General features: G+C 54.6%; 25 protein-coding genes. 10 read left to right on the top strand and 15 right to left on the bottom strand.

Annotated features, from left to right (window positions below; genetic code table 11):
• The first annotated feature begins 51 nt into the window (after positions 1–51).
• The gene (surE, locus tag AKG35_RS01950) at positions 52–861 is read left to right on the top strand and encodes a 5'/3'-nucleotidase SurE (RefSeq protein WP_011129745.1); all 810 of its coding nucleotides are present in this window, start codon (positions 52–54) and stop codon (positions 859–861) included.
• Here the strand turns inward: surE and AKG35_RS01945 are convergent.
• Positions 846–1,409: a DUF3611 family protein gene (locus tag AKG35_RS01945; RefSeq protein WP_011129744.1), complete on the bottom strand. Its 564-nt coding sequence runs from the start codon at positions 1,407–1,409 to the stop codon at positions 846–848. The two genes, surE and AKG35_RS01945, sit on opposite strands and share 16 nt — an antisense overlap.
• A 45-nt stretch (positions 1,410–1,454) precedes the next feature.
• On the opposite strand from AKG35_RS01945, the gene AKG35_RS01940 reads away from it, so the two are divergent.
• The 6 genes from AKG35_RS01940 (at position 1,455) to AKG35_RS13270 (ending at position 5,365) form a co-directional block, all read left to right on the top strand.
• Complete coding sequence (locus AKG35_RS01940) at positions 1,455–2,387, top strand: bifunctional riboflavin kinase/FAD synthetase (RefSeq protein ID WP_011129743.1); 933 nt, start codon at positions 1,455–1,457, stop codon at positions 2,385–2,387.
• Positions 2,388–2,562: 175 nt separating this feature from the next.
• A complete protein-coding gene (locus AKG35_RS01930) occupies positions 2,563–3,624 on the top strand; it encodes a thiamine phosphate synthase (RefSeq protein ID WP_011129742.1) in 1,062 nt (353 codons plus the stop codon).
• Positions 3,621–3,833 carry a sulfur carrier protein ThiS gene (gene thiS, locus AKG35_RS01925; protein WP_011129741.1) on the top strand — a complete coding sequence of 71 codons (213 nt, stop codon included), beginning with the start codon at positions 3,621–3,623 and terminating at the stop codon, positions 3,831–3,833. Before AKG35_RS01930 ends, thiS begins: the two co-directional genes overlap by 4 nt.
• A gap of 25 nt (positions 3,834–3,858) precedes the next feature.
• Positions 3,859–4,836 (top strand): DUF1517 domain-containing protein, encoded by a 978-nt coding sequence (locus AKG35_RS01920; RefSeq protein WP_011129740.1) that lies wholly within the window; start codon positions 3,859–3,861, stop codon positions 4,834–4,836.
• Between the two features lie 128 nt (positions 4,837–4,964).
• Positions 4,965–5,132 (top strand): hypothetical protein, encoded by a 168-nt coding sequence (locus tag AKG35_RS13275; protein ID WP_011129739.1) that lies wholly within the window; start codon positions 4,965–4,967, stop codon positions 5,130–5,132.
• A 65-nt stretch (positions 5,133–5,197) separates the two neighbouring features.
• Positions 5,198–5,365, top strand: a complete 168-nt coding sequence (locus AKG35_RS13270) for a hypothetical protein (protein ID WP_011129738.1) — start codon at positions 5,198–5,200, stop codon at positions 5,363–5,365.
• On the opposite strand, the gene larB is transcribed toward AKG35_RS13270, so the two are convergent.
• From larB to era, 4 genes are all read right to left on the bottom strand, one after another.
• Positions 5,359–6,042, bottom strand: a complete 684-nt coding sequence (larB, locus tag AKG35_RS01915; protein ID WP_011129737.1) for a nickel pincer cofactor biosynthesis protein LarB — start codon at positions 6,040–6,042, stop codon at positions 5,359–5,361. The two genes, AKG35_RS13270 and larB, sit on opposite strands and share 7 nt — an antisense overlap.
• Positions 6,039–6,473, bottom strand: coding sequence for a TIGR03792 family protein (locus AKG35_RS01910; protein ID WP_011129736.1), 435 nt, complete (start codon positions 6,471–6,473; stop codon positions 6,039–6,041). Before AKG35_RS01910 ends, larB begins: the two co-directional genes overlap by 4 nt.
• A complete protein-coding gene (trmD, locus tag AKG35_RS12555; protein ID WP_011129735.1) occupies positions 6,470–7,702 on the bottom strand; it encodes a tRNA (guanosine(37)-N1)-methyltransferase TrmD in 1,233 nt (410 codons plus the stop codon). The genes AKG35_RS01910 and trmD overlap by 4 nt, the downstream gene beginning before the upstream one ends.
• Positions 7,703–7,879: 177 nt before the next feature.
• Positions 7,880–8,911: a GTPase Era gene (gene era / locus AKG35_RS01900; RefSeq protein WP_071818066.1), complete on the bottom strand. Its 1,032-nt coding sequence runs from the start codon at positions 8,909–8,911 to the stop codon at positions 7,880–7,882.
• On the opposite strand from era, the gene AKG35_RS01895 reads away from it, so the two are divergent.
• Entirely contained in the window at positions 8,882–9,403 is a 522-nt protein-coding gene (locus AKG35_RS01895) for a hypothetical protein (protein ID WP_011129733.1), read from the top strand. The two genes, era and AKG35_RS01895, sit on opposite strands and share 30 nt — an antisense overlap.
• 154 nt (positions 9,404–9,557) lie before the next feature.
• Here the strand turns inward: AKG35_RS01895 and AKG35_RS01890 are convergent, their stop codons facing one another.
• Genes AKG35_RS01890 through AKG35_RS12690 form a run of 3 tightly spaced genes read right to left on the bottom strand, consistent with a single transcriptional unit; the run spans position 9,558 to position 10,810 of the window.
• Entirely contained in the window at positions 9,558–10,412 is an 855-nt protein-coding gene (locus AKG35_RS01890; RefSeq protein ID WP_011129732.1) for a bile acid:sodium symporter family protein, read from the bottom strand.
• 53 nt (positions 10,413–10,465) lie between these two features.
• Positions 10,466–10,630: a hypothetical protein gene (locus tag AKG35_RS01885; RefSeq protein ID WP_162009608.1), complete on the bottom strand. Its 165-nt coding sequence runs from the start codon at positions 10,628–10,630 to the stop codon at positions 10,466–10,468.
• A 21-nt stretch (positions 10,631–10,651) separates the two neighbouring features.
• On the bottom strand, positions 10,652–10,810 hold the full coding sequence (locus tag AKG35_RS12690; protein ID WP_157859781.1) for a hypothetical protein: 159 nt from the start codon (positions 10,808–10,810) through the stop codon (positions 10,652–10,654).
• A 52-nt stretch (positions 10,811–10,862) separates the two neighbouring features.
• On the opposite strand from AKG35_RS12690, the gene AKG35_RS13155 reads away from it, so the two are divergent.
• Positions 10,863–11,048 carry a hypothetical protein gene (locus tag AKG35_RS13155; RefSeq protein WP_162009607.1) on the top strand — a complete coding sequence of 62 codons (186 nt, stop codon included), beginning with the start codon at positions 10,863–10,865 and terminating at the stop codon, positions 11,046–11,048.
• Positions 11,049–11,284: 236 nt separating this feature from the next.
• On the opposite strand, the gene AKG35_RS01875 is transcribed toward AKG35_RS13155, so the two are convergent.
• The 5 genes from AKG35_RS01875 to AKG35_RS01855 form a co-directional block, all read right to left on the bottom strand.
• On the bottom strand, positions 11,285–12,025 hold the full coding sequence (locus AKG35_RS01875) for a Bax inhibitor-1/YccA family protein (RefSeq protein WP_011129731.1): 741 nt from the start codon (positions 12,023–12,025) through the stop codon (positions 11,285–11,287).
• Between the two features lie 76 nt (positions 12,026–12,101).
• Positions 12,102–13,073: a PhoH family protein gene (locus AKG35_RS01870; protein WP_011129730.1), complete on the bottom strand. Its 972-nt coding sequence runs from the start codon at positions 13,071–13,073 to the stop codon at positions 12,102–12,104.
• Positions 13,074–13,081: 8 nt separating this feature from the next.
• Positions 13,082–13,450, bottom strand: coding sequence for a 30S ribosomal protein S16 (rpsP, locus tag AKG35_RS01865; protein WP_011129729.1), 369 nt, complete (start codon positions 13,448–13,450; stop codon positions 13,082–13,084).
• Positions 13,451–13,530: 80 nt separating this feature from the next.
• Positions 13,531–15,024, bottom strand: a complete 1,494-nt coding sequence (ffh, locus tag AKG35_RS01860; protein WP_011129728.1) for a signal recognition particle protein — start codon at positions 15,022–15,024, stop codon at positions 13,531–13,533.
• 69 nt (positions 15,025–15,093) lie between these two features.
• The gene (locus AKG35_RS01855) at positions 15,094–17,079 is read right to left on the bottom strand and encodes an ARC6/PARC6 family protein (protein WP_011129727.1); all 1,986 of its coding nucleotides are present in this window, start codon (positions 17,077–17,079) and stop codon (positions 15,094–15,096) included.
• A 104-nt stretch (positions 17,080–17,183) separates the two neighbouring features.
• Here AKG35_RS01855 and pdhA point away from each other — a divergent pair, with 104 nt between their 5' ends.
• A complete protein-coding gene (gene pdhA / locus AKG35_RS01850) occupies positions 17,184–18,275 on the top strand; it encodes a pyruvate dehydrogenase (acetyl-transferring) E1 component subunit alpha (protein ID WP_011129726.1) in 1,092 nt (363 codons plus the stop codon).
• Positions 18,276–18,336: 61 nt separating this feature from the next.
• On the opposite strand, the gene AKG35_RS01845 is transcribed toward pdhA, so the two are convergent.
• Both AKG35_RS01845 and AKG35_RS01840 read right to left on the bottom strand, forming a co-directional pair.
• Positions 18,337–19,278 (bottom strand): RpoD/SigA family RNA polymerase sigma factor, encoded by a 942-nt coding sequence (locus tag AKG35_RS01845; RefSeq protein ID WP_011129725.1) that lies wholly within the window; start codon positions 19,276–19,278, stop codon positions 18,337–18,339.
• Between the two features lie 112 nt (positions 19,279–19,390).
• Positions 19,391–20,992 carry a bifunctional ADP-dependent NAD(P)H-hydrate dehydratase/NAD(P)H-hydrate epimerase gene (locus AKG35_RS01840; RefSeq protein ID WP_011129724.1) on the bottom strand — a complete coding sequence of 534 codons (1,602 nt, stop codon included), beginning with the start codon at positions 20,990–20,992 and terminating at the stop codon, positions 19,391–19,393.
• Positions 20,993–21,025 lie beyond the last annotated feature (33 nt).

Below are 21,025 nucleotides of genomic sequence, written 5' to 3'. Positions count from 1 at the left end.
CTGACTTTAGGTAGTCATCATGATTAAGTTCCCCGCAGTGGATACGAGGAGATGACTCCGTTGCAAATTCTGATTAGCAATGATGACGGAGTTTTAGCTGAAGGCGTCCGCTGCCTAGCCGCTGCCGCCGCCAGCCGCGGCCATAGGGTCACAGTGGTCTGTCCCGACCATGAGCGCTCTGCTACCGGCCATGGCCTCACCATCCATACCCCCATCCGAGCCGAACGCGTCGATGAGCTCTATGGGCCAGGTGTGAAGGCTTGGTCCTGCAGTGGCACGCCGGCAGATTGCGTAAAACTGGCCCTCTCGGAACTCTTGGCAGAGAAGCCCGATCTAGTGCTCTCTGGGGTCAATCATGGCCCCAACTTAGGAACTGATGTGTTCTGTTCAGGCACGGTGGCCGCAGCCATGGAAGGCACCCTTGAGGGATTGCCGGCGCTTGCGGTCAGCGTCGCCTGCTTCCAATGGAGGGATTTCCAGGCTGCTGCCCAATTAGCGATGGATGTTGCAGAGAATGCATTGGCAGACCACTGGCCCAACAACCTGCTCCTTAACCTCAACATTCCCCCCTGCCATCTAGAGCAGATGGGATCACTGCGCTGGACTCGCCTTTCAATACGCCACTACGAGGAACAGTTCAGTCGACGTGTCGATCCGCACAGCCGCACCTACTTCTGGTTAGCAGGAGAAGTGGTGAAAGATCTTGAGACCGCCGGTGATGGTCCACGCGACTGGCCCAGCGACGTGGCCCAAATCGAAACAAATTCCCCCTCCTTGACACCCATCCAACCCGATCTGTTTTGGCGTGGTGATCTTTCTGCTCTACCAGCAGCATGCGTAGCCAATCAACCAGTGCGATAAATCCTCTGCAATAACCAAAGCGAAAAGATCAGACCAACCAAATGCGCAAATAACACCTGGGTGTTGCTCAGAACCGAAAGCATCTCCAAGGAGGTGATCGGGTAATTATCTAATGCAGAACGCCCTGCACCAATCGAGATCCCCGGCGCTTGCATCGACGCCTGTACAAACAAACTTCCAGCCAACGATTGATAGCCAATGGAGGAGAACACCAACCCGAGCAGATCAACAATCACGCCCCGTTTAAGCAGACGACTGGTCTCACCACGACTGGGGCGAACATTACTGTTGAGAGCCCTACCGAGGCGAACGATCAGCCAACCCTGCCAAAGGCTGTAGAGCAAAAACAAGAACGCCAAGCTTGTCAGTGACAAGCCAGGACCAAGCCCTAGTGCTCGCTCAGAGTTGCGGGCCAAGCTGCTGCCGATGTTGTTGAACAACAGCACGCCAACGACAACAACCCCAAGGATTGTCTGTATCCAAAAACGAATCCATCCCATGCGGCGCAACCCGAGCGAAACCATTTGAAGATCGAGAGGGTCAGCCATCCGAGTTTTTGCGGCGGTCGTTCAAACTTGCCATCTACGCGCGCCATGTGCACGGCCACCTTGATTCCTCTCTGCCCCCCTCAGCAGGCAAGAACCCCGACAGCGCTTGCCCTCGGTAGTTTCGATGGCCTTCATGCTGGCCATCGCCGCGTTATTGAGGCTGTTGTAAACAATGCGCCTGGCGTGCCAACGGTGGTGAGTTTCTGGCCCCATCCTCGCGAAGTGCTCTATGGCGAACCACGATTACGACTGGACCTGCCTAGCGAAAAAGCCTGCCTCCTCGCTCCGCTTGGTGTCGAACAACTTGTGCTGGTGCCCTTCGATCGTGCTCTGGCATCCCTCAGTGCCGAAACCTTTGTAAAGCAAATGCTGATCCACACCCTCAAAGCAGAGCGCATTGCCGTTGGGGCCAACTTCCGCTTTGGACGTAATCGTGAGGGCGACACAACCACCTTGCAACAACTCGCCGCAGCCGCCGGAGTGGAAGTGATGGTGTTGCCAATCCTGGAAGACACAGAGGGGCGAATGAGCAGCAGCCGCATTCGCTCCGCTCTCAGCGAAGGCGATCTACAGGCAGCAACGACCCTGATGGGCCGGCCCTATCGCTTCCGCGGCCGTGTCGTCAGCGGCCGCGGCCTTGGGCGAAAACTGGGCTGGCCTACAGCCAACTTGCAAGTTGATGGGCGCAAATTCCTGCCAGGCCTTGGGGTCTATGCGGCCTGGGCATCAGTCAAAGATGAAAGCAAACCCCTTGCTGCCGTGATGAATTTGGGCCCCCAACCCACAGTGGATCCAACATCGCCCTCCGCCGTAGAGGTCCATTTGCTGGATCAGCAAATGGACCTGGAAGGATGCGAGATCTTGGTTGAACCGATCCAGAGACTTCGAGGCCAGCAACGCTTCGCAAACCTTGAAGAACTCAGCACCCAGATTGGCCGCGATGCAGACCTAGCACGCAGCAAATTGAAGGCCCGATAAGCCAGCGTTAAAAGGCAAGATCAAGCAGGGGTGGGATAAGCATTCGTCAAACCCCAAACAATGAAGACCCCGATCCCACCTAAAAGAACAACCCCCCAGATCAGAACGTTCATGGTGCTATCTGAACCACTGTTGTCCATGATCGGAATGGGGATGCAATTGTGCCAAGACTGCCATGAAATCGATGCCTTTCGCCCCGATCGCAGATCTACGTGTGGCTCAGCTGATCGATGCCAACCTCGATCGAGCTCGGGAAGGATTGCGAGTCGTCGAAGACTGGTGCCGCTTCGGCCTAGATCGTGAAGAGCTTGTGATGACTCTCAAAGACTGGCGTCAGCGACTGGGTCGCCATCATCACGACAGTTACAAACAGGCACGCTCCACTGCTACAGATCAAGGGATCGGCCTCAGTCATCCTGCTCAACAAGAGCGACACGAGCCATGGCATGTTGTGGCAGCCAACTGCGCACGCGTTCAAGAAGCTCTACGCGTGCTTGAAGAGTTCGCCCGTCAGCCAGATCCTCAGCTGGCAGCCAGCGCTGCTGCAATCCGCTATGGCCTCTACGACCTAGAGGTGACCGTGCTGCAGGCCAACGCAGGCAAAAAGAGACGCCAACAATTACAGGACTGCCATCTTTGCCTGATTACGACATCACAATCCGATCTAAATAGCAACGATCTGCTCAGGACAGTGAACGCAGCATTAGTCGCTGGCATCGACATGGTGCAATACCGCAATAAAGAAGCTAGCGACTTGCAACGACTGACTCAGGCAAAAGAACTGGCCAGCCTATGCAGAAAGCATGGGGCGCTATTCATCGTTAATGACCGAATCGACTTAGCCCTTGCGGTGGACGCCGATGGCGTTCATCTCGGCCAGGACGACCTCCCCACAGACGTAGCAAGGCGACTGATCGGCAGCGAACGACTACTGGGTCGAAGCACCCAATTCCTTGCCCAGCTTCAAAAAGCTGAAGCAGAAGGTTGCGACTATCTAGGAGTGGGACCTGTCAACAGCACAGCCACAAAACCGGAACGACAACCAATTGGGCTTGCCTATGTGAAGGAGGCATCTAAAGCCACCCAGCTACCTTGGTTTGCCATTGGTGGCATCAACATCTCAAACCTAGAAGCATTACGTCAAGCCGGAGCAAAGCGAATCGCTGTGATCGGAGCGATCATGAATTCCAAAGATCCTGCCGCTACCAGCCTTCAACTACTGGAGGCTCTGAGATGAAACTGATGGTGAATGGTGAAATCAGGGACATCGAACCAGAACCGATGCCAACCTCGCTGGCGGCCGTGATCGAACAGCTGGGCTACCACCCTCGCCTTGTCGTTGTGGAGTTCAACGGCACAATCCTGACACCAAATCACTGGCAGGAGCAGCTGGTGCAGGAGATGGACCAACTTGAAATCGTCACTATCGTCGGCGGAGGTTCCTAGAGTTCAGACCAACCGCCGCAACGTTTTGGCCAGCTTGCCAAACCTTCCCTCCAAACGCACGCTCAGCCGCTGGCTGACGGCTCTATTGCTGCCGCTCCTGGTAGCAGGCTTGATTCTGGTTCAACCCGAGCCAAGCCATGCCGCTCGTGGTGGACGCATCGGAGGGGGAAGCTTCCGTGCACCCTCAATGCCACGCAGCAGCGGTGGTATGCGCGGCGGCTATGGAGGAGGTTATGGAGGATACGGCGGGGGCTACCGCGGAGGTGGTATCGGTTTTCCCTTCCTCATTCCCATATTTGGTTTCGGTGGCGGCGGCCTTTTTGGCTTCCTAATTCTGATGTCGATTGTGGGCGTTCTGGTCAATGCCGTACGGGGTGGTGGCAGGGGAAATGCCGCCCTTAATGGTTCAGGCGAACTCGCTCAACGGCCCACTGCGGCTGGCCCCGTCACCATGCTGCAATTGCAAGTAGGGCTTCTGGCCAGCGCCAAGGCTCTGCAGGAAGATCTGCGCGAGCTTGCGGCCTCAGCGCAAACAGGCAGCTCAAGCGGGCTGCAACGGGTTCTGCAGGAAACCACCCTTGCCCTTCTGCGTCAGCCAGAGCTCTGGGTTTACGCCAATGTAGAAACCGGCAGCGTGCCGTTTGCTTCCGCAGAATCCACATTTAACCGTCTTTCGATGACCGAACGCAGCAAATTGCGAGCGGAGGTGACATCCAACGTTGCCGGCGAACGACGAACTGATGAGCTTTCAGAAAAGAGCGCCGGCGAGGCCGATGCAGCAAATGAATACATCGTCGTCACGATTTTGGTTGCATCCAGCAGCCGCATCAAGCTGAGTGAATCAATCAGCAGCGAGCAGCTACGAGAAAGCCTTCGCATCCTTGGATCCACCTCTTCAACTGATTTGATGGCCCTGGAGGTGATCTGGCAGCCCGAAGGTCGAGGTGATGTTCTGAGCGCAGAAGAGGTTGTGACGTCCTACCCCAACCTGCAGCACCTCTGATTGCATACCCCGATCAAGAAGACCCAAATGCAGGTCTTCACAAAATCTTCCACAAAGAATGACCGTCATGAACCAAACACAAGGCCTAAGTATTGATACCTTGATTCGAACACATTCCCGCACCCACCTTGTCTGCCGCGTCCCGACCTGACCCCCGTGCAATGGAATGGCAAACCAATGGTGAATTGGCTCGTGGTGATCTATTTGAACTAGTTCGCCGTTTGCGTGATGTTGAATTGCCAAGTCACAGCAATGAACTATGGCGACTTGGTGCCAAATACGAAGAAACAGAGTGAATCCCGGCACTACCCTTGCGCGATTCAATTAGGTACCCCATCGTTCGCTCAATCAAGAAAAATGCATGGGTTCACGTTCGTTGCATTGGGTGAATACAACAGTTTTGGCAGAAGCCCTAATGCGCTATGAACAGAATCGCTTGCCACGATCAATGAAGCTCTGGGTTGAACAGCTACTTGAACTCAGCCCCCAGGATTCTCACCAGTTGCTGTCTCACGATCCAGATTATTGATTGACAGCTACTTCGCCTGTGATGGCTGCTTTAAGGATGCGCAGTGCCGCCATAGCAGCTCCATAGCCATTATCAATATTCACCACCACCAGACCAGGTGCACAACTGGCGAGCATTCCCTCAAGGGCTGTACGGCCTCCTGCACTGACCCCATAACCCACTGACACGGGAACACCAATCACAGGCTGTGGCACAAGCCCTGTCAACACAGTCGGCAGGGAACCCTCCATGCCTGCGCAGGCAATCAGTACCTTGGCTCGTTGCAGCCGTACCAACTGATCGAGAAGCCTTTGCAAACCAGCAACACCCACATCCAGCAAGAGTTCACTCTGGATGCCATGCCAACGCAACGCCAAAGCAGCTTCCGCCGCTATAGGCAAATCACTGCTACCACCACTAAGCACCACGACCTCACCAAGTGCAGGCAGCAAGATCGCCGGATCTCCGAGTGTGAGGCAACGAGCCTGAGCATGAAACTGCACATTGCTAAGCAGATCTGCCACGGCCGCCGCCTTGGCTTGATCAACCCGCGTAACCAAGGCCAGTTCACCCGCAGCCTCAAGACGACTCAGACATGCTGCGATCTGTTCACTGGTCTTGTGTTCACCAAAGATCGCCTCCACCATGCCAAGCCGCTGCCGCCGCTGTAGATCCAGCCGTACCTGCGGCTCAGTCACTGAGGCACCAATTCGCCTTCAAATTGCAGCAAGAAAGGATGACTACTGGCCTGACCTGTGGCCTCACGGGCCAGCTGTTCAAAGCGTGCCTGCACCACATCCACCTCAGCCTGTGGAATCGATTTCCACTGTTCTCTGCTGGCCCAACGAATCAGCAAGATGCCCTCCTCCTGTTCAGCGTCCCAAAAAATATCCCGCCCCAGATAGCCACTCTGCTTCGCGAGCCAGGGTTCCCAACTGCCCTGCTCAGCTTTGAGCCAAGCCTCCCGTGCATGGGCCGGCACCTTGATGCGCAGATGCTCGACGACAGCAACGTCATCGCCGCCATCAGGATCATGACGAGCGGCAATCGCGACATCAGGATGACCGGACAACATCACTAGAAAGCTAAGAACAAAGGAAATCAACCTAGACAAGCTTCTGCAATTCATGTCAGGCCTATCTGCTGCAACAGTGCGACTGCCTGACTACTCATCCCCTCCTCTCGACCTTCCGGTCCAAGCCCTTCATTGGTGGTGGCCTTCACACCCACGGCATCCAATTCCACCCCCAACCGTTGTGCCAGGTTGCTGCGCATCGCATTGATGTGAGGCTTGAGCTTGGGACGCTCAGCCACCACCACAGCATCCACATTCAAAATCTGCCAGCCGCGATCTCGTACCAGAGCCACAACCTGCTCAAGCAGCATCAAGCTATCGGCCCCTTTCCAGCGGGGATCATCCGGCGGAAAATATTTACCGATATCGCCTAAAGCAAGAGCCCCAAGCAAGGCATCCATCAGCGCATGAACAAGAACATCAGCATCGCTGTGACCATCGAGCCCCAACCCATCGGGATGATCAAGTGTCACGCCACCAAGAATCAAGGGGCGGCCGGGCACTAAGCGATGAATGTCATACCCGTTGCCGATACGAAACTGCATGGAGGTAGAACCATGGGACTCCATTGTCAGTGTTGACGATTGTTGCTGATCAGACCAGCGAACATAGAGATCCGGACGACGCATCTGCGTACGCAGCTGCCGCTGTTGCTGTCGCCACAGAGCAATCGCACCATGATCACCACTGCGCAACACATCTGGAACAACCATGCCGCGAAAATTCGCTGGCCTTGTGTAGTGAGGATGCTCGAGGAGAACATCGCTATGACTCTCATCCTGCAACGACTCTGCCGTTCCAACAGTTCCCGGTAACAACCTCACCACCCCATTGATCACCGTCATGGCTGGCAGCTCACCACCGGTGAGCACAAAATCCCCTACAGACACCTCCTCATCTGCCAAACCTCTAATCCGCTCATCAAAACCTTCGTAATGACCGCAGATCAGCACAAGCTGATCGTGGTCCTCTACCCAACGATGCAAATCCTTCTGGCATAGAGGTTTTCCCTGAGGAGTCAGAAGCAGCACCCGCCGTCGCGCCTGAACAGGAATCGCCTCAACAGCAGCAAAGACTGGTTCTGGCTTAAGCACCATGCCAGCACCACCGCCATAGGGCTGATCATCAACCTTGTGGTAGCGATCCGTGGTGTAATCGCGAGGATTATGGGTGTGCAAGACAGCGATGCCAGAGGCAAAAGCACGACCAATTACCCCGAGTTCACCAAGAGGCGTAAATGCCTGTGGCACCAAAGTCACTACATCGAGGCGAAAAGGAGCCATCACCTTCAGGCCGCTAAATGGGAGAACCAAAGGATCTGCGTACAGACGCTGTGCAAGCTCATCCGCTGATCAGAGCATCCCTGAAGAAATAACTTCAGCCCAAAAGACTTAAAAAAGGGGTTTGGATGATCAAGCATTCATCAATCCTCTCAGTCGCCCATTTGAAACAGGCAATAATCACTTGCCCTCATAACCAAGCTCCGCCAATCGCGCTGGCTTAGAGCGCCAATCAGGCACCACCTTCACAAACAGTTCTAGGTAGACAGGGCCATCGATCAAGGTCTGCATCTGCAAGCGCGCTCCCTGACCAATGGTCTTCAACATCGAGCCTCCCTTGCCGATCAGGATCCCCTTCTGGCTCTTGCGTTCCACCAGCACGGTAGCCAACACAGCCGTCCTCCCCTGTCGACCAGGCCGTCCATTGGCAACAGGCATCTCTTCAACCCGATCAATGCTCACCGCCACGCTATGGGGCACCTCCTCACGGGTATGCATCAGCACCTGCTCGCGAATCAGTTCAGCCAGCAGCACCCGCTCCGGCTGATCACACACCATCTCCGCTGGATAGAGCTGGGGGCCTAGTGGCAGGTGCCCCACTAAAGCTTCTACAAGACCATTGCATCCCTCACCACTAATCGCACTGCAACGTATGAGCGGCCAAGCAGAGTCTGCCAACAGCTGCCGATAAGCCTCCTCCGCCGGGTCTTGTTGCTGCTCGGCAACACGATCCCACTTATTAAGAGCAACTAACACCGGCAGATCCTGCTGGCGTAGCAGCTCCACGATAAAAGCATCGCCACAACCGGGCGATTCACAGCCCTCAAGCAGAAGCAACACCAGGTCAACCTCACCAATGGCTGCACGGGCGCTTTGCACCAGCCGTTCACCAAGCAAATGGTGAGGTTTGTGAATTCCAGGGGTGTCCACTAGCACCATCTGAGCCTCGGAGGTGGTGACGATGGCTCGCAGCCGATTGCGCGTGGTCTGCGCCACAGGAGAAGTAATCGCCACCTTCTCTCCCACCAACTGATTCACCAAGGTGGATTTGCCCACATTGGGCCTGCCAATTAATGCAACAAAACCGGAACGATATCCCTCAGGGAGAGACTCCATGGCGTCAGGTGACATGACCTGGCTCAATGTGGCCCCATAGCCTGACTGAAAGCATGCATAACATCCATGAGCACCCCAGCGCCAAGCTTTGAACAAGCGATTGAAATCACCGCTCAGTGGCTGAGGCTATGGGAAGAGGGCGAACTCAGCGATGAAGTACTCGCCGACCGGGTCGCGGAATTGGTAGCCAGTCGTGATGGCGCCCGTGGATTCTTTGTAGTGAGCCTGGCAGGGGATTCCCCACTGATGGATCGCCTACCCGAAGCCCTGGTGATGCAATTAAGGGCTGCTGGAGAAGGTGTCGTTGACCTGACCGTCCGCAACCTAGCGATGAGCACGGCGATGGCCATGCACCATCAACGCACAGGCGATATGGCACAGCAGGCTGGATCGAAGAAAGTGACATCTCGCTGCACTGAACTGCTGCGTCTGCTCGAACCTAAGTCCGTCAAAACAAGACTGGAACAACTGCTTGAGGCTGTTGAGCACACCCGTGGAGAAGATGTCGCTTTTCTCAATCGCTGGGGTTATGACGACGAGCAGAAGCAAGCCATTACAGCCTCAATCGAGGCCATCGCAGAAACATGAATGGCTTAAGCAATGGCTAATTGACTGGCCTGTTGATTTGTCTATTGATTTGTCTATTGATTTGTCTATTGATTTGTCTATTGATCTAGTACTCAGGTTGAGTTCAGCTTGATAGCAAACAGTGGAAGTTAAAAGTGGAAACAAAAGAAACAGCTCAAGTTCCCATCGCCAACCGCTTGCGCCAATTCAAGAAAGGAATCGAAAAAATAATTGTGAGTACTAAATAGGTCAGGATCGATAGTTTGAGTTCAAGCATCTGTGGAGCATTGATCTGGGCAAACAAGAGTGCCAAGCCTGGATTTCGCATGGAGATCACCAGTGAAACAGTGGTTCGCTCTTTGGGGTCCGGCCCCGCTAGCAGATAACCGATCAGCAACGATGCGATCACCATGACGGCCATCAATGCCAGCGCCAGCAGGTTCTTGCTGGCAAAAGGAATGAGTAAGGGAAAGGCCTTAACAACAATCACCACCAGGAGCAGCAGCAGCAGCAAATTGGCAAGCTTGTTGAAGAACGGCTCAGCATGTTCGGCCCAAGCTGGTAACCAGCGGCGGAGAAACAGACCTAACAACAACGGCAGGATCTGAACCTGGCCCACATTCATCGCCACGTGCATAGGTCTGATCTCCCAACCTTGCCCTTTAAAGACAGTCGTGAACAACTCAGCCATCAGAGGAATTGAAAGAATCGCCGCAATCGCCGCAGCCATCTGCAAGTAGACAGCCATCTGAGCATTGCCGCCTGCTTTTCCCGCTTTGCGCAGTGTGAGCGGAGCACTTGGGCAAACCGCCATCAGAGCAATCGACAATCTCGCAGGCTGAGATAACTCAAAGCTGAGCGCAAGCCAGAGAATGATCATCGCCACCAACGGCACCAGCACGCAGGTGCCCAGCAAAACGCGCAGCAACAAGGCTGAGCGGTTTCGGATCAAATCAAAGTGGTTGTCGCGCAAGTTGAGCCCTAGCGCGAACATGATCAGCAATAGTGCTCCAGGAATCAGTACGTTCATCAATACAGTTGTGTCTTAAAGGGACAAAAGAGAAGCCATAAGAACGAACAAATTCAGCCGGTCTGAGCGCCTTGAATGAGCAACACCAAGGCAACTGCTCCGATCATGATCAGGGCAGTCGCCGTAGCCGTCGTGATCGAAAATTGATCGGTATAGAAATCGTCATCCCGTTTGATCTGGCGCAAATCAAGGCGATGCTGACGTGTTGAAGCCGCCATCGCTGAGAGCCAATTCACCAATCAGAAGGAGAAGCTCATCTGCAGACTGAGCACCAATGGATCATCCACATCACCCTTGCCCATCGGATTGAAGATGTATTGCCCCCGGCTGAATCGAGACATTGCTGCCGAGCATGAACTGATAACCCAATTCCAGGGCTGATTCCCAAATCGGTCCATCGGGAATGTCTCGGCTCCAGTTGGCATTGGCCAATCCAATCACAACGGCATCGTGAGGGCAATTGCAGAACAGACCTTTGCCGACCCAACCCCGGGCATAGGTGTTGGGAACATCTTGAACGCGCCCAATGCGGAACCCAACAAAGCTGAGGCCACAGCAAAGCCGAGGGTTTCCTTGGAGACGGTGAAGGCGGTACCGATCGCACCGACAGCTCCATTGATCACTGCCGTGTCGTAGCCAAAGAGAACCCGCCTAAGGCTGCTGAAATTGCGATCTGAAGAATGAAACGTAAATGTCGTCTCTTATTTCTCTGATCAGAAAGCTGATTAGAGGAGTCCAAAAGCTGCTTATTTGCTAACTGCAATGCAACCCTGATTTAAGAGCCTTCAACCAGTAGCGCAACAGATCTCAACTGAATCAAGAAACAAAAAAAGCCCCGCATAGGCGGGGCTGAAGCAGTTTTCTTTCTGAGTTCAGTTACGTCGACCGCCACCTTGAATAGCAATGATTAGACGTAAAATGAAGATGAAAAGATTGATGTAGGTGAGATACATCCCTAAAGCACCTGAAAGGTACTGATCATCCGTGTAGGTGCGAGGCATCGTGTAGAAGTCCACGAACGCCATACCTACAAAGAGCACGGTGCCAAACCCGGCGATCATCAATTCAAAGGTGCCGATCGCGAAAACCTGCGGAGCAAAAATGCTGCCAATCAGTTGCACAACCATGGCGATGATCAGGCCGATCAGACCAAGGCCAACCACACCAGAGAGGGCCTGACCGACGCTGTCGCTCATGCGCCTACCAACAACCGAGGCAATCGCAAAGGTGAGCCCAGTCGCCAAAGCGGCGATACCGATAGAGGCCGCACCAGCTACGGCAACAGCCTGAAGAACCAAACCAGTGAGGGTGAAACCCGTCAACAGGCTGAAGGTGGCTAGCAGGGGAAGAGCGGTGGCGTTATTGCCTTTTTTTGCTGCATTCTGAGCAACAAAGAAAAGGATGAACCAAGGGATGATCGCAATCAGCGACAAGGGCTGGAACGCTTGCCAACCCATGGATTGAACAGTGGCGATCCCTCCCAACACGCCACCGGCGGTGAGCACCATGCCACCACCCACATAGGGCAGGGCCTTGTTAACGACATTGGGGCCAACCAAGGCGCTGGATTGCGCCTCGCGAATGGCCTCCTGGAAATTGCTGCTTGCCGGCATGGCTCACCAGATCATGTAACCCCTTTACTTTGCCATCAAAAAAAAAGTTTGCTGAGTTTGTTGAGTGCGGGTCTCCCTATCGTTGATCTCGGCGCGCATAAGCATCCACAACCCGTTGCACAAGCGGATGACGCACCACATCTGCAGAGGTGAGGCGACAGACAGCGACACCGTTGATATCAGCGAGCACCTCAGCAGCATCCACAAGGCCGCTGAGCTGGCCCGGTGGCAGATCCACCTGGGTGGTGTCACCCGTGACAACCATACGCGAACGCTCCCCAAGCCGAGTAAGCACCATGCGCATCTGAGCCGGCGTTGTGTTCTGAGCCTCATCGAGGATCACAAAAGCCTCTTCCAAGGTGCGTCCTCGCATATAAGCGAGGGGGGCCACTTCTATCACCCCCTTCTCCAGCAATGTGGTGGTTTTCTCAGCTCCTAGTAGGGCGTGAAGAGCGTCATAAAGCGGACGCAGATAAGGGTCCACTTTCTGCTGAAGATCACCGGGCAGAAAGCCCAATCTTTCACCAGCCTCAACCGCTGGCCGAGTTAACACCAGGCGCTCAACCTTTCGCTCACTGAGCATGCGCACTGCCAACACTGTGGCCAAAAAAGTTTTACCAGTTCCTGCAGGCCCAAGAGCGAAGGTGAGATCGTGGCGCTCCATCGCCTCGACATAAGCCTTCTGACGCAATGTCCTCGGCCGCAGCAGGTTGCCTCGCTGACTGCGGGCCAACACCTGATCAGCCAATTCCGCATGAGCATCCCTACGGCCGGTATCAAGAGCCGTGAGCGCCGCTTGTAAATCAACAGCTGAAACAGCCTGGCCTTCTTGCCACAGTGGTCTGATCAGCTCAACAACTGCTGCGGCACGTTCCAATTGAGCAGGGCGGCCGCCGATCACAAGCTGAAGCCCCCTTATCACCAAAGAAGCCCCGGTCAAGGCCTGAAGGTGATGCAAGGTCTGTTCCCCGTTGCCTGCAAGAGCTAGCGCAGCGTCAGTATCGGGAAGATCCAGAACGAAGTGACCCTCTGAGGTAACTCCGGCCATGCAACAACTCAGGCTTCTGTGTTGTCAGCAGGAGTTTCCTCAGCCTTTGCTTCTGCAGCTTGTTTGGCCACATTCTTTGCAGCAGCCTTCCGAGCTTCAGCCTGCTTAGCCTTACCAACAACCTCAGCAGGACGAACGGTCTTTTCGATCAGCCCGCCTTTCTCCAACAAAGATCGAACTGCATCAGTGGGCTGAGCTCCCTGACTAAGACGCAAACGCAGTGCCTCAGTGTCGAGCCGCGTTTCCTTCGTGCGAGGGTTGTAAAAGCCAAGCTCCTGCAAAGGGCGACCGTCACGACGAGAGGTGCTGTTACAGGCCACAAGGCGGAAACTCGCTTCCCGCTTCTTGCCAAACCGCTTCAGGCGGAGCTTGATCATCGTGGCCCTAAGTTCGAAAAGGTGGATGGTTCAGCGGTGTTTTACACACACGCCAAACAACAACCATAACCTGCGGCCAATTACAACTCTCCAAATCCCTTCTTCTTTTTCACCGGTCGCTGACGCCTGGGGGAACCACCACCGCGACCACCTGAAGCTGGCTCTGGCATGCCTGCGCCTCCCATGCCAGACATGCCACCACCAGGTCCCCCCATACCGGGCAACCCACCACCCATTCCAGGCATTCCAGGCATTCCAGGCATTCCAGGCATGCCACCGCCCTTACTCATCTGCTGCATAAAGCCACGCATTTTCTGAAAATCAGCCAAAACTTTGTCCACGTCAGCGGGGCTATGGCCACTCCCACCAGCGATACGACGACGACGAGAAGGCTGTGAAGCAAGCAATTCAGGCTGATTGCGCTCATCAGCAGTCATCGAGCCAATCATGGCCTCGATGCGCTTGAGCTGCTGCTCACCCTGCTTGAGCATGCCGTCATCCAGCTTGTTCATGCCCGGCATCATCTTGATCAAACCACCGAGAGAACCCATCCGTTTGATCAGTCGCATCTGTTGCAGGAAATCGGAGAAATCAAACGAAGCTTCCTGCAGCTTCTTCTGCATCTTCTCAACATCAGCAAGCTCCACCTCCTTCTGAGCTTTCTCCACCAGGGTGAGCACATCGCCCATACCGAGGATGCGGCTGGCCATCCGTTCCGGATGAAAAGGTTGCAAAGCCTCAACCTTTTCTCCAGTACCGATGAACTTGATCGGCTGACCACTCACCTTGCGAATCGAAAGCGCAGCCCCACCGCGGGAATCACCATCCAGCTTGGTGAGAACAGATCCAGTGATACCAACCTTGTCGTGGAAGGCCCGAGTGAGTTCAGCCGCCTCCTGACCAATCATCGAATCCACCACCAAGAGCACTTCATCGGGCTCTACGGCAGAACGAATTCGCACCATTTCCTCCATCATCTCTGTATCGATCTGCAGCCGACCTGCCGTATCCACTAACAAGGTGTCAAAACCTTCCTCACGAGCCTTGGCAAGTCCTGCTGCCGCGATCTCCTCAGGTTTGACATCGTCTCCGAGGCTGAACACATCCACTCCGATCTGCTCACCCAGGGTGCGGAGCTGATCAATGGCAGCCGGCCGATAGACATCAGCAGCCACCATCAGGGGCCGCTGACCCTGATCTTTGAGGTGAAGTCCAAGCTTCGCTGTTGCAGTGGTTTTGCCAGCCCCCTGCAATCCAGCCATCAGCACCACTGTTGGTGAATCTTCAGCCTCAGCCATGGGAGCGTTATCACCACCCATCACCTCCACCAGCTGCTGATGCACCACCTGAACAAACTTCTGATCAGGAGTCACACCTCGCACCACTTCCGCACCAACTGCCTTCTGCCGCACCTCCTCGACAAACTCGCGCACGACCTCAAGACTCACATCAGCCCCTAAAAGGGCACGTCGCACCTGCTTAAGAGCATCCTCAACATTGGTATCGCTGATCTTTGCCTGGCCTCTCAGCCCCTTAACTGCATCTTCAAAGCGGGCTGAAAGTTCTTCAAACATGGTGCCTACGTGCCAAGGGCTTTGAGCTCATCGTAAAAAGCAATGGCTAGCCCTTAGGCAGAACAGTGATTATTTGCCGCTGATGTATTCATGCAGGCGCCAACGATCGGGATCACGACCAAGGATGTAAGTCACCGAGAGATCTTTTTGGGGCGTTTGGTCAACAACCTTGCCGGCAGCATCAACGCGTTGATCGCGATAGGTCACAACGGCATTCAGCTCAATACGCTGCGGCGTTCGACTCACCACCTCTACAGAGCTGATGCTGGCCACAACCTTCTGGGTCTGAGCTAAAGCAGCATCCCTGGCACGCTCTTGCGCCACGCGCTGCACCAATGGATCTCTTGCGACCTCAGGCAGTGCATCACTCTTGCCACCGGCAAGCACGACTGCCTTGTTGCTGAGCCAGGCCTGAAGCAGGCCTTTGAGCTGTGCCTCATTCGGCTGCTCCAAAGTAAGCGGCTCAACCACAGCGCTGACAGGGACTTGAGGCATGAGGACCTCCTCTTGCAGTGTGGCTGTAGGAGGTGCTGTGACTTGAGGCTGATCAGCAGCCGTACTAACTGACGTACGAGGACGTTGGCCAAACAAACTGAAGCCTGCAAAGGCTGCAATCAGGGCCGCAAAGACAACCGAACCGATCAGCACCGGCCGCGTCGGGCGTGGCAGATCTGCTAAACGATCAATCCATGCCATACCATCGCTGGCAAACTCATCAGAGCTCTGATCAGCTGCAGGTTGACCAACATCAGGCCCACCAAGAGAGAGGGGCAAAATCCCATCGGGATCAAGAGGCGCCCAAGGGAAGGGTTGCTTCACAGACGATCCTGAGAAGGCCTTACCTAAAGAAGAAGCACGATTTTCGCTGCGTTCCAGGCGCTCCACATAAGCCTGAACATCCCGATCAGCAAACCAAGCCTCTAGATCAACGGCCTCAGCATCCACATCCCTATAACCGGGAAGCACGTCCCCTCGCAGCCAAGAGCGGCAGTACTCACAAAAAGCAGCCAATTCATCGCCAGGGTGGCTGTTAAGACAGTCCTTCACTCGAGGATCTGTACTGCGCAGAAAACGCTCCTGAGCGCGGCCCACATCTCCGAGCAAGAGGTCCAAGCAACCCAGCATCGGCAACGGGTCGCATCCATCCAGTTGAAGCCTCTCTAAGTGCTGCCGAGCTTCCTGCACCCGTTCAGGCTTCCGACGCGAAAATCCAACAGCAGCAAGAGCCAACCCACCCAGGAAACCCGCATCTGCTGATCCGGCTTGCTGCCAGCGCAGGAAAAGATCAACCTGTTCCTGAACAGTTAAAAACTTTCTGATCTGCTTGAAGAAGTTGTCAAATTCGGACTGATCAAGACCACCAGGTGCAGGCGATGGGGCCGTTCCCTCAAGACCTCCTCTCTGGCTCACAAAGTTGTCAAGTAGGCGCAGTCCTTCCTGGTGAGAAACCTGATCACCAAGATCCCGACTCAATAAGTCGAGAATGCGATAGGGCAGAAGGGCATCTAAATCGTTCTCAAGCTTGTGGCACTCTTCGGAGAGCTTGCCCATCCGCTGCAGCAACTGGATCCCGTCATGCAGAAGAGACGCTGCTGCTTCATAACGCCGTTGTTCCTGTTCCTCAGCGGCTGCAGCCCGACAGGCCAGTGCCAACAACAAAGCGAGGTCAGCTTCTCGTTCGCTACCTAGCGTCGGGGACTGGGGCGGTTGCAATCCCTGAGAGGCGAGATGAAAAACCTCATGAGAAGAATTCGCTTCAAACAGCAAGATCAGCCCTGCCACCTCTCTACTAGGTGACACATCAAGACCGGCGGTCTCACCTGGATGATCACGACTGAGCTCCAACAAGGCAGTCTCATAGGCCTGACGCCGTGGCGGATCAGTCAGCAAATCTGCTGAAAGCCGCAACAATTCTGCCCGCTGAATTAAGACCTCATGGGTGAAACCTTGGTCAGGGCAGCGATCCAACCTCAACTCCAAGGCCCGCAAAATCGCCTCACTGTCTGCCGAAGGACTGACACCCAGCAAGCGGAAATGATCTATTGGCAGGTCCACCAGCTGCGCAGCGATTGGCCTAAAACTCTAGACATTGGAAGGGATTTTGCCCATTCCTAATCAACGGACCATTACAGTCGTGACTCGAATGACGGTCGTCTGTCATGAGCCAGAAAACCTCCGTGAGCTCAGGCCAAACCACGGCAAACCCCCTGGCAGCCGGCCGCCATGGCGAGAGAATCTCCACGCTAATCAGCTCCAAACGCGCCAAGGTTGATCGTCAGATCGGCCTAGAACTCTTCCGAGACATGACCCTTGGGCGACGCTTCGAGGACAAATGTGCCGAGATGTACTACCGGGGGAAAATGTTTGGCTTCGTTCACCTCTACAACGGCCAAGAAGCCGTTAGCACAGGTGTAATTGGTGCAATGAAACGCCAGCACGATTGGTTTTGCAGTACCTATCGCGATCACGTTCATGCCCTTAGCGCCGGTGTACCCGCCCGCGAAGTAATGAGTGAGCTCTTCGGCAAGGAAACCGGCTGTAGCAAAGGTCGTGGGGGCTCCATGCACCTCTTTTCGCAAGAGCATCACCTCCTAGGAGGATTTGCCTTCATCGGCGAAGGGATTCCCATCGCCCTGGGGGCAGCCTTCACCAGTCGCTATAAGCGGGATGCCCTGGGTGATGCCAGCAGCAATGCTGTAACAGCAGCTTTTTTTGGTGACGGTACCTGCAATAACGGCCAGTTCTTTGAGTGCCTCAACATGGCGCAGCTTTGGCAGCTGCCAATCCTGTTCGTTGTCGAGAACAACAAATGGGCCATTGGCATGGCCCATGAGCGAGCCACCAGTGAGCCGGAAATATGGCAAAAAGCTGCTGCCTTCGGGATGGCTGGCGAAGAGGTTGACGGCATGGATGTTCTCGCCGTAAGAGCTGCCACTCAGAGAGCAATAAAAAGAGCCAGGGCTGGCGAAGGTCCCACCCTGCTGGAGTGTCTCACCTATCGATTCCGTGGCCATTCTCTTGCTGATCCAGATGAACTACGCGCCGAAGAGGAAAAACAATTCTGGGCTAAACGAGATCCCCTAAAGGCTCTTGAGAAGGATCTCACCTCTGAATCTTTGGTGCGTGCTGAAGAACTACGCGCTATTGAAAAAGAGATCGATGCAGAAATAAATGACTGCGTGGAGTTTGCCCTTGCCGCAGCCGAACCAAATCCCAACGAACTCACTCGCTACATCTGGGCTGAAGATTAATAGCCCTCTTGAGCACTAAGTACTGGAAGCAAGCAAAGCCAACAAGATAAGGGAGACAGTTTCAAATCTCGTTGGGCACCCTACGCGTGAGGTTACGCAGCTTGCGCAAGGCCTTTAATTCCACTTGACGAACACGCTCACGCGAGACTTCCATCAAGCGACCAATCTCAGCCAAGGTATGGCGATCATGGGTTTCAAGACCAAAACGGAGCTTAAGGACATGCTGCTCCTGCTCACTGAGATGGCTGAGCCAACGCCCGAGCTGCTCATGATGAATACGCTGCTCCACCTTGTCGAGAGGTTCCCCAAGAGAGGAATCAGCGATCAGATCACCAAGAAAACTTCGTCTTTCTTCACCATTCACTGGCGCATCCAAGCTGCTGGTTGTTAGCGCCTGACGCAGTAAAGAGTCGAGTTCATCAACAGGGATATCCATCGCTTCAGCGATCTCGGAGCGACTGGGTATTGCTCCAAGCTTGTGAGCCAAATCCAGAGAAACCTTTCGAATTGTGGTCAGCCTTTCACTGAGATGTACAGGAAGGCGAATCGTGCGCGACTGGCACGCAATCGCACGTGTCATGCTCTGACGAATCCACCAAAACGCATAGGTCGAAAACTTATAGCCACGGGTTGGATCAAACTTTTCAACAGCACGCTCTAAACCAAGTGAACCCTCCTGAATGAGATCGAGGAGTTCCAGTCCTTTGCCTTGATATTTCTTGGCAACACTCACAACCAGACGAAGATTGGCCTTCATCATGCGTTCTTTGGCACGACGACCAATGCGAATCATCCGACGCTGATGTGTCGTAAACTCCTTATCATCAGGCGCAACTGAGCCGTCTTGAGTGAGACTCATCATCGTCTGAACTTGATTGCCAAGTTCAATCTCCTCAGCAGGGGTAAGAAGAGGTATACGCCCAATCGTTGTGAGGTACCAGCTGACAGGATCAGAACTTCTACGCCTCTGTGTTTCTGCTGATTTAGGCGCTGCTGAAACCATTTCAACGGCTCCTGATTTATTTGGAAAGAAATTTTCCTACAAATTTCAGCAAAAGCCTGCAGCTTTAAAAAAGCTTTCGGATTCATGCAGGGGAATCGAAATAATTAGGTATTTATCGTTTGCATTCATACCCTTTGACGTGCCCTTGATCACATTCATTTGCTTGCAAGCTAATCGTAAGTTCTGCAAGGGATTGAGCGATAGAACTTGCTGAGCTGCCTTGACGGCATCGACGTGCAGCCTCGGCATGAAGCAACGCCACTACGGCCAAAGACTCACCCTGACAATGGCAAACCTGAGCCTTAGCAGCATCCATAGATCCCAAGCCAGCTGCATAACCAGCCAACAGATCCCCGAGCCCAGTACGAGCAACCCAACTTGCTGTCTCTGCTAGCTGCCAGGCGGCACCAGACGGATCCGCAACCACACTGTGTGCTCCCTTGAGCAGCACAGCTGCTCCACAAAGCCGGGATGCTTCCAGAGCCGCATCGAGAGGTTGCCGAGCTTTGAGCTGCGGAAACAATCTCCTGAACTCACCGGCATGGGGAGTAAGCCAGGTATGCCCTTGGCGCTGCTTTAACCATTGCCATCCATCAGTAACCAGCGCCAATCGATTCAGACCATCAGCATCCAAAACCAACAAGCCTGCAAAGCGCTGCAACGGTTCTGCCATCACTGACCAAGGTTCTCCACCTCGACCTAAGCCTGGCCCAATCAACACGGCATCGAAACGGCTGAGATCATGACTAGCCAACCAAGGAGCAACGGCCATGCCACCTGCCGCAGAACTCTCAAGCGCGGCCGCCAAAACAACTTCAGGCGCCACTTGCCAAAGCTGATCGGCTACTGCAACAGGCACAGCGGCTTGAATGCTGCCTGCACCGCTAGCGATAGCACCCTGAATGGCCAAAAAAGCCGCCCCAGGGTAATCATCACTACCAGCAATCACCAACACCCGCCCTCGTTCGTATTTCATCGCGCCTGCTGCTAGATGCTGACAGGGAAGGGTGGCCACATCCGCAGAACAGAGTCGCCGTGTTTGCGACTGTGGCAACTGCTTCAACAAGATCTCCGGCACGCCCATATCAACCCGCACCAGGCGGCCAACATGATCGATCGCCGCATCCTGAATAAGGCCTTGCTTGAGCAACCCCACAGTGAGCGTCGTCATCGCCACGGCAGCGCCGCCTGGGAAAGGGATGCCGGAATCTGAACACAGCCCTGCAGGCACATCCAAACTCACCAACTTGCCTGGCTGGCAGCGCTGACGTGCCTGCAACAACGTTGCCAACGCTTCAGGGAGTGGGCGGGATTGTCCCAGCCCAAACAGAGCCTCGATCCAAACAGGCTCACCAGCAACATCAGGAGCGTGATCTAGTTGGTGAATGCCAAGCGATTTAACGTACGTCCAATGCTGGGCCGTTAATGGTTGACGGATCGGCAAAGGTGCCCAGAGCTGGACCTTCACCCCTGCAAGATGCAACTCCCTGGCCACCACCAATCCATCACCACCGTTATGGCCAGGGCCCACCAACACCTTCACACCATCTGCCAACAACTCAGGGTGTTGGCGAAACCAAGCCGCCATCGCCTGGCCTACTTTTTCCATCAACGCAGCCACCGGCAAGCCGCTGGCAAACATCTCCTCCTCGAGAGCTGTCATCTGCGCAGCAGTAACCAAAAGATGCTCAGCGTTCGATGGTGGCCAGGACAAGACTGGAGCGCATGGGACCTCACTATGAAGACA

The organism is Prochlorococcus marinus str. MIT 9313, from assembly GCF_000011485.1.
Lineage (GTDB): Bacteria > Cyanobacteriota > Cyanobacteriia > PCC-6307 > Cyanobiaceae > Prochlorococcus > Prochlorococcus marinus_D.
Note: the sequence above shows the minus strand (reverse complement) of the source record. Positions and strands in the feature narration are given on the sequence as shown.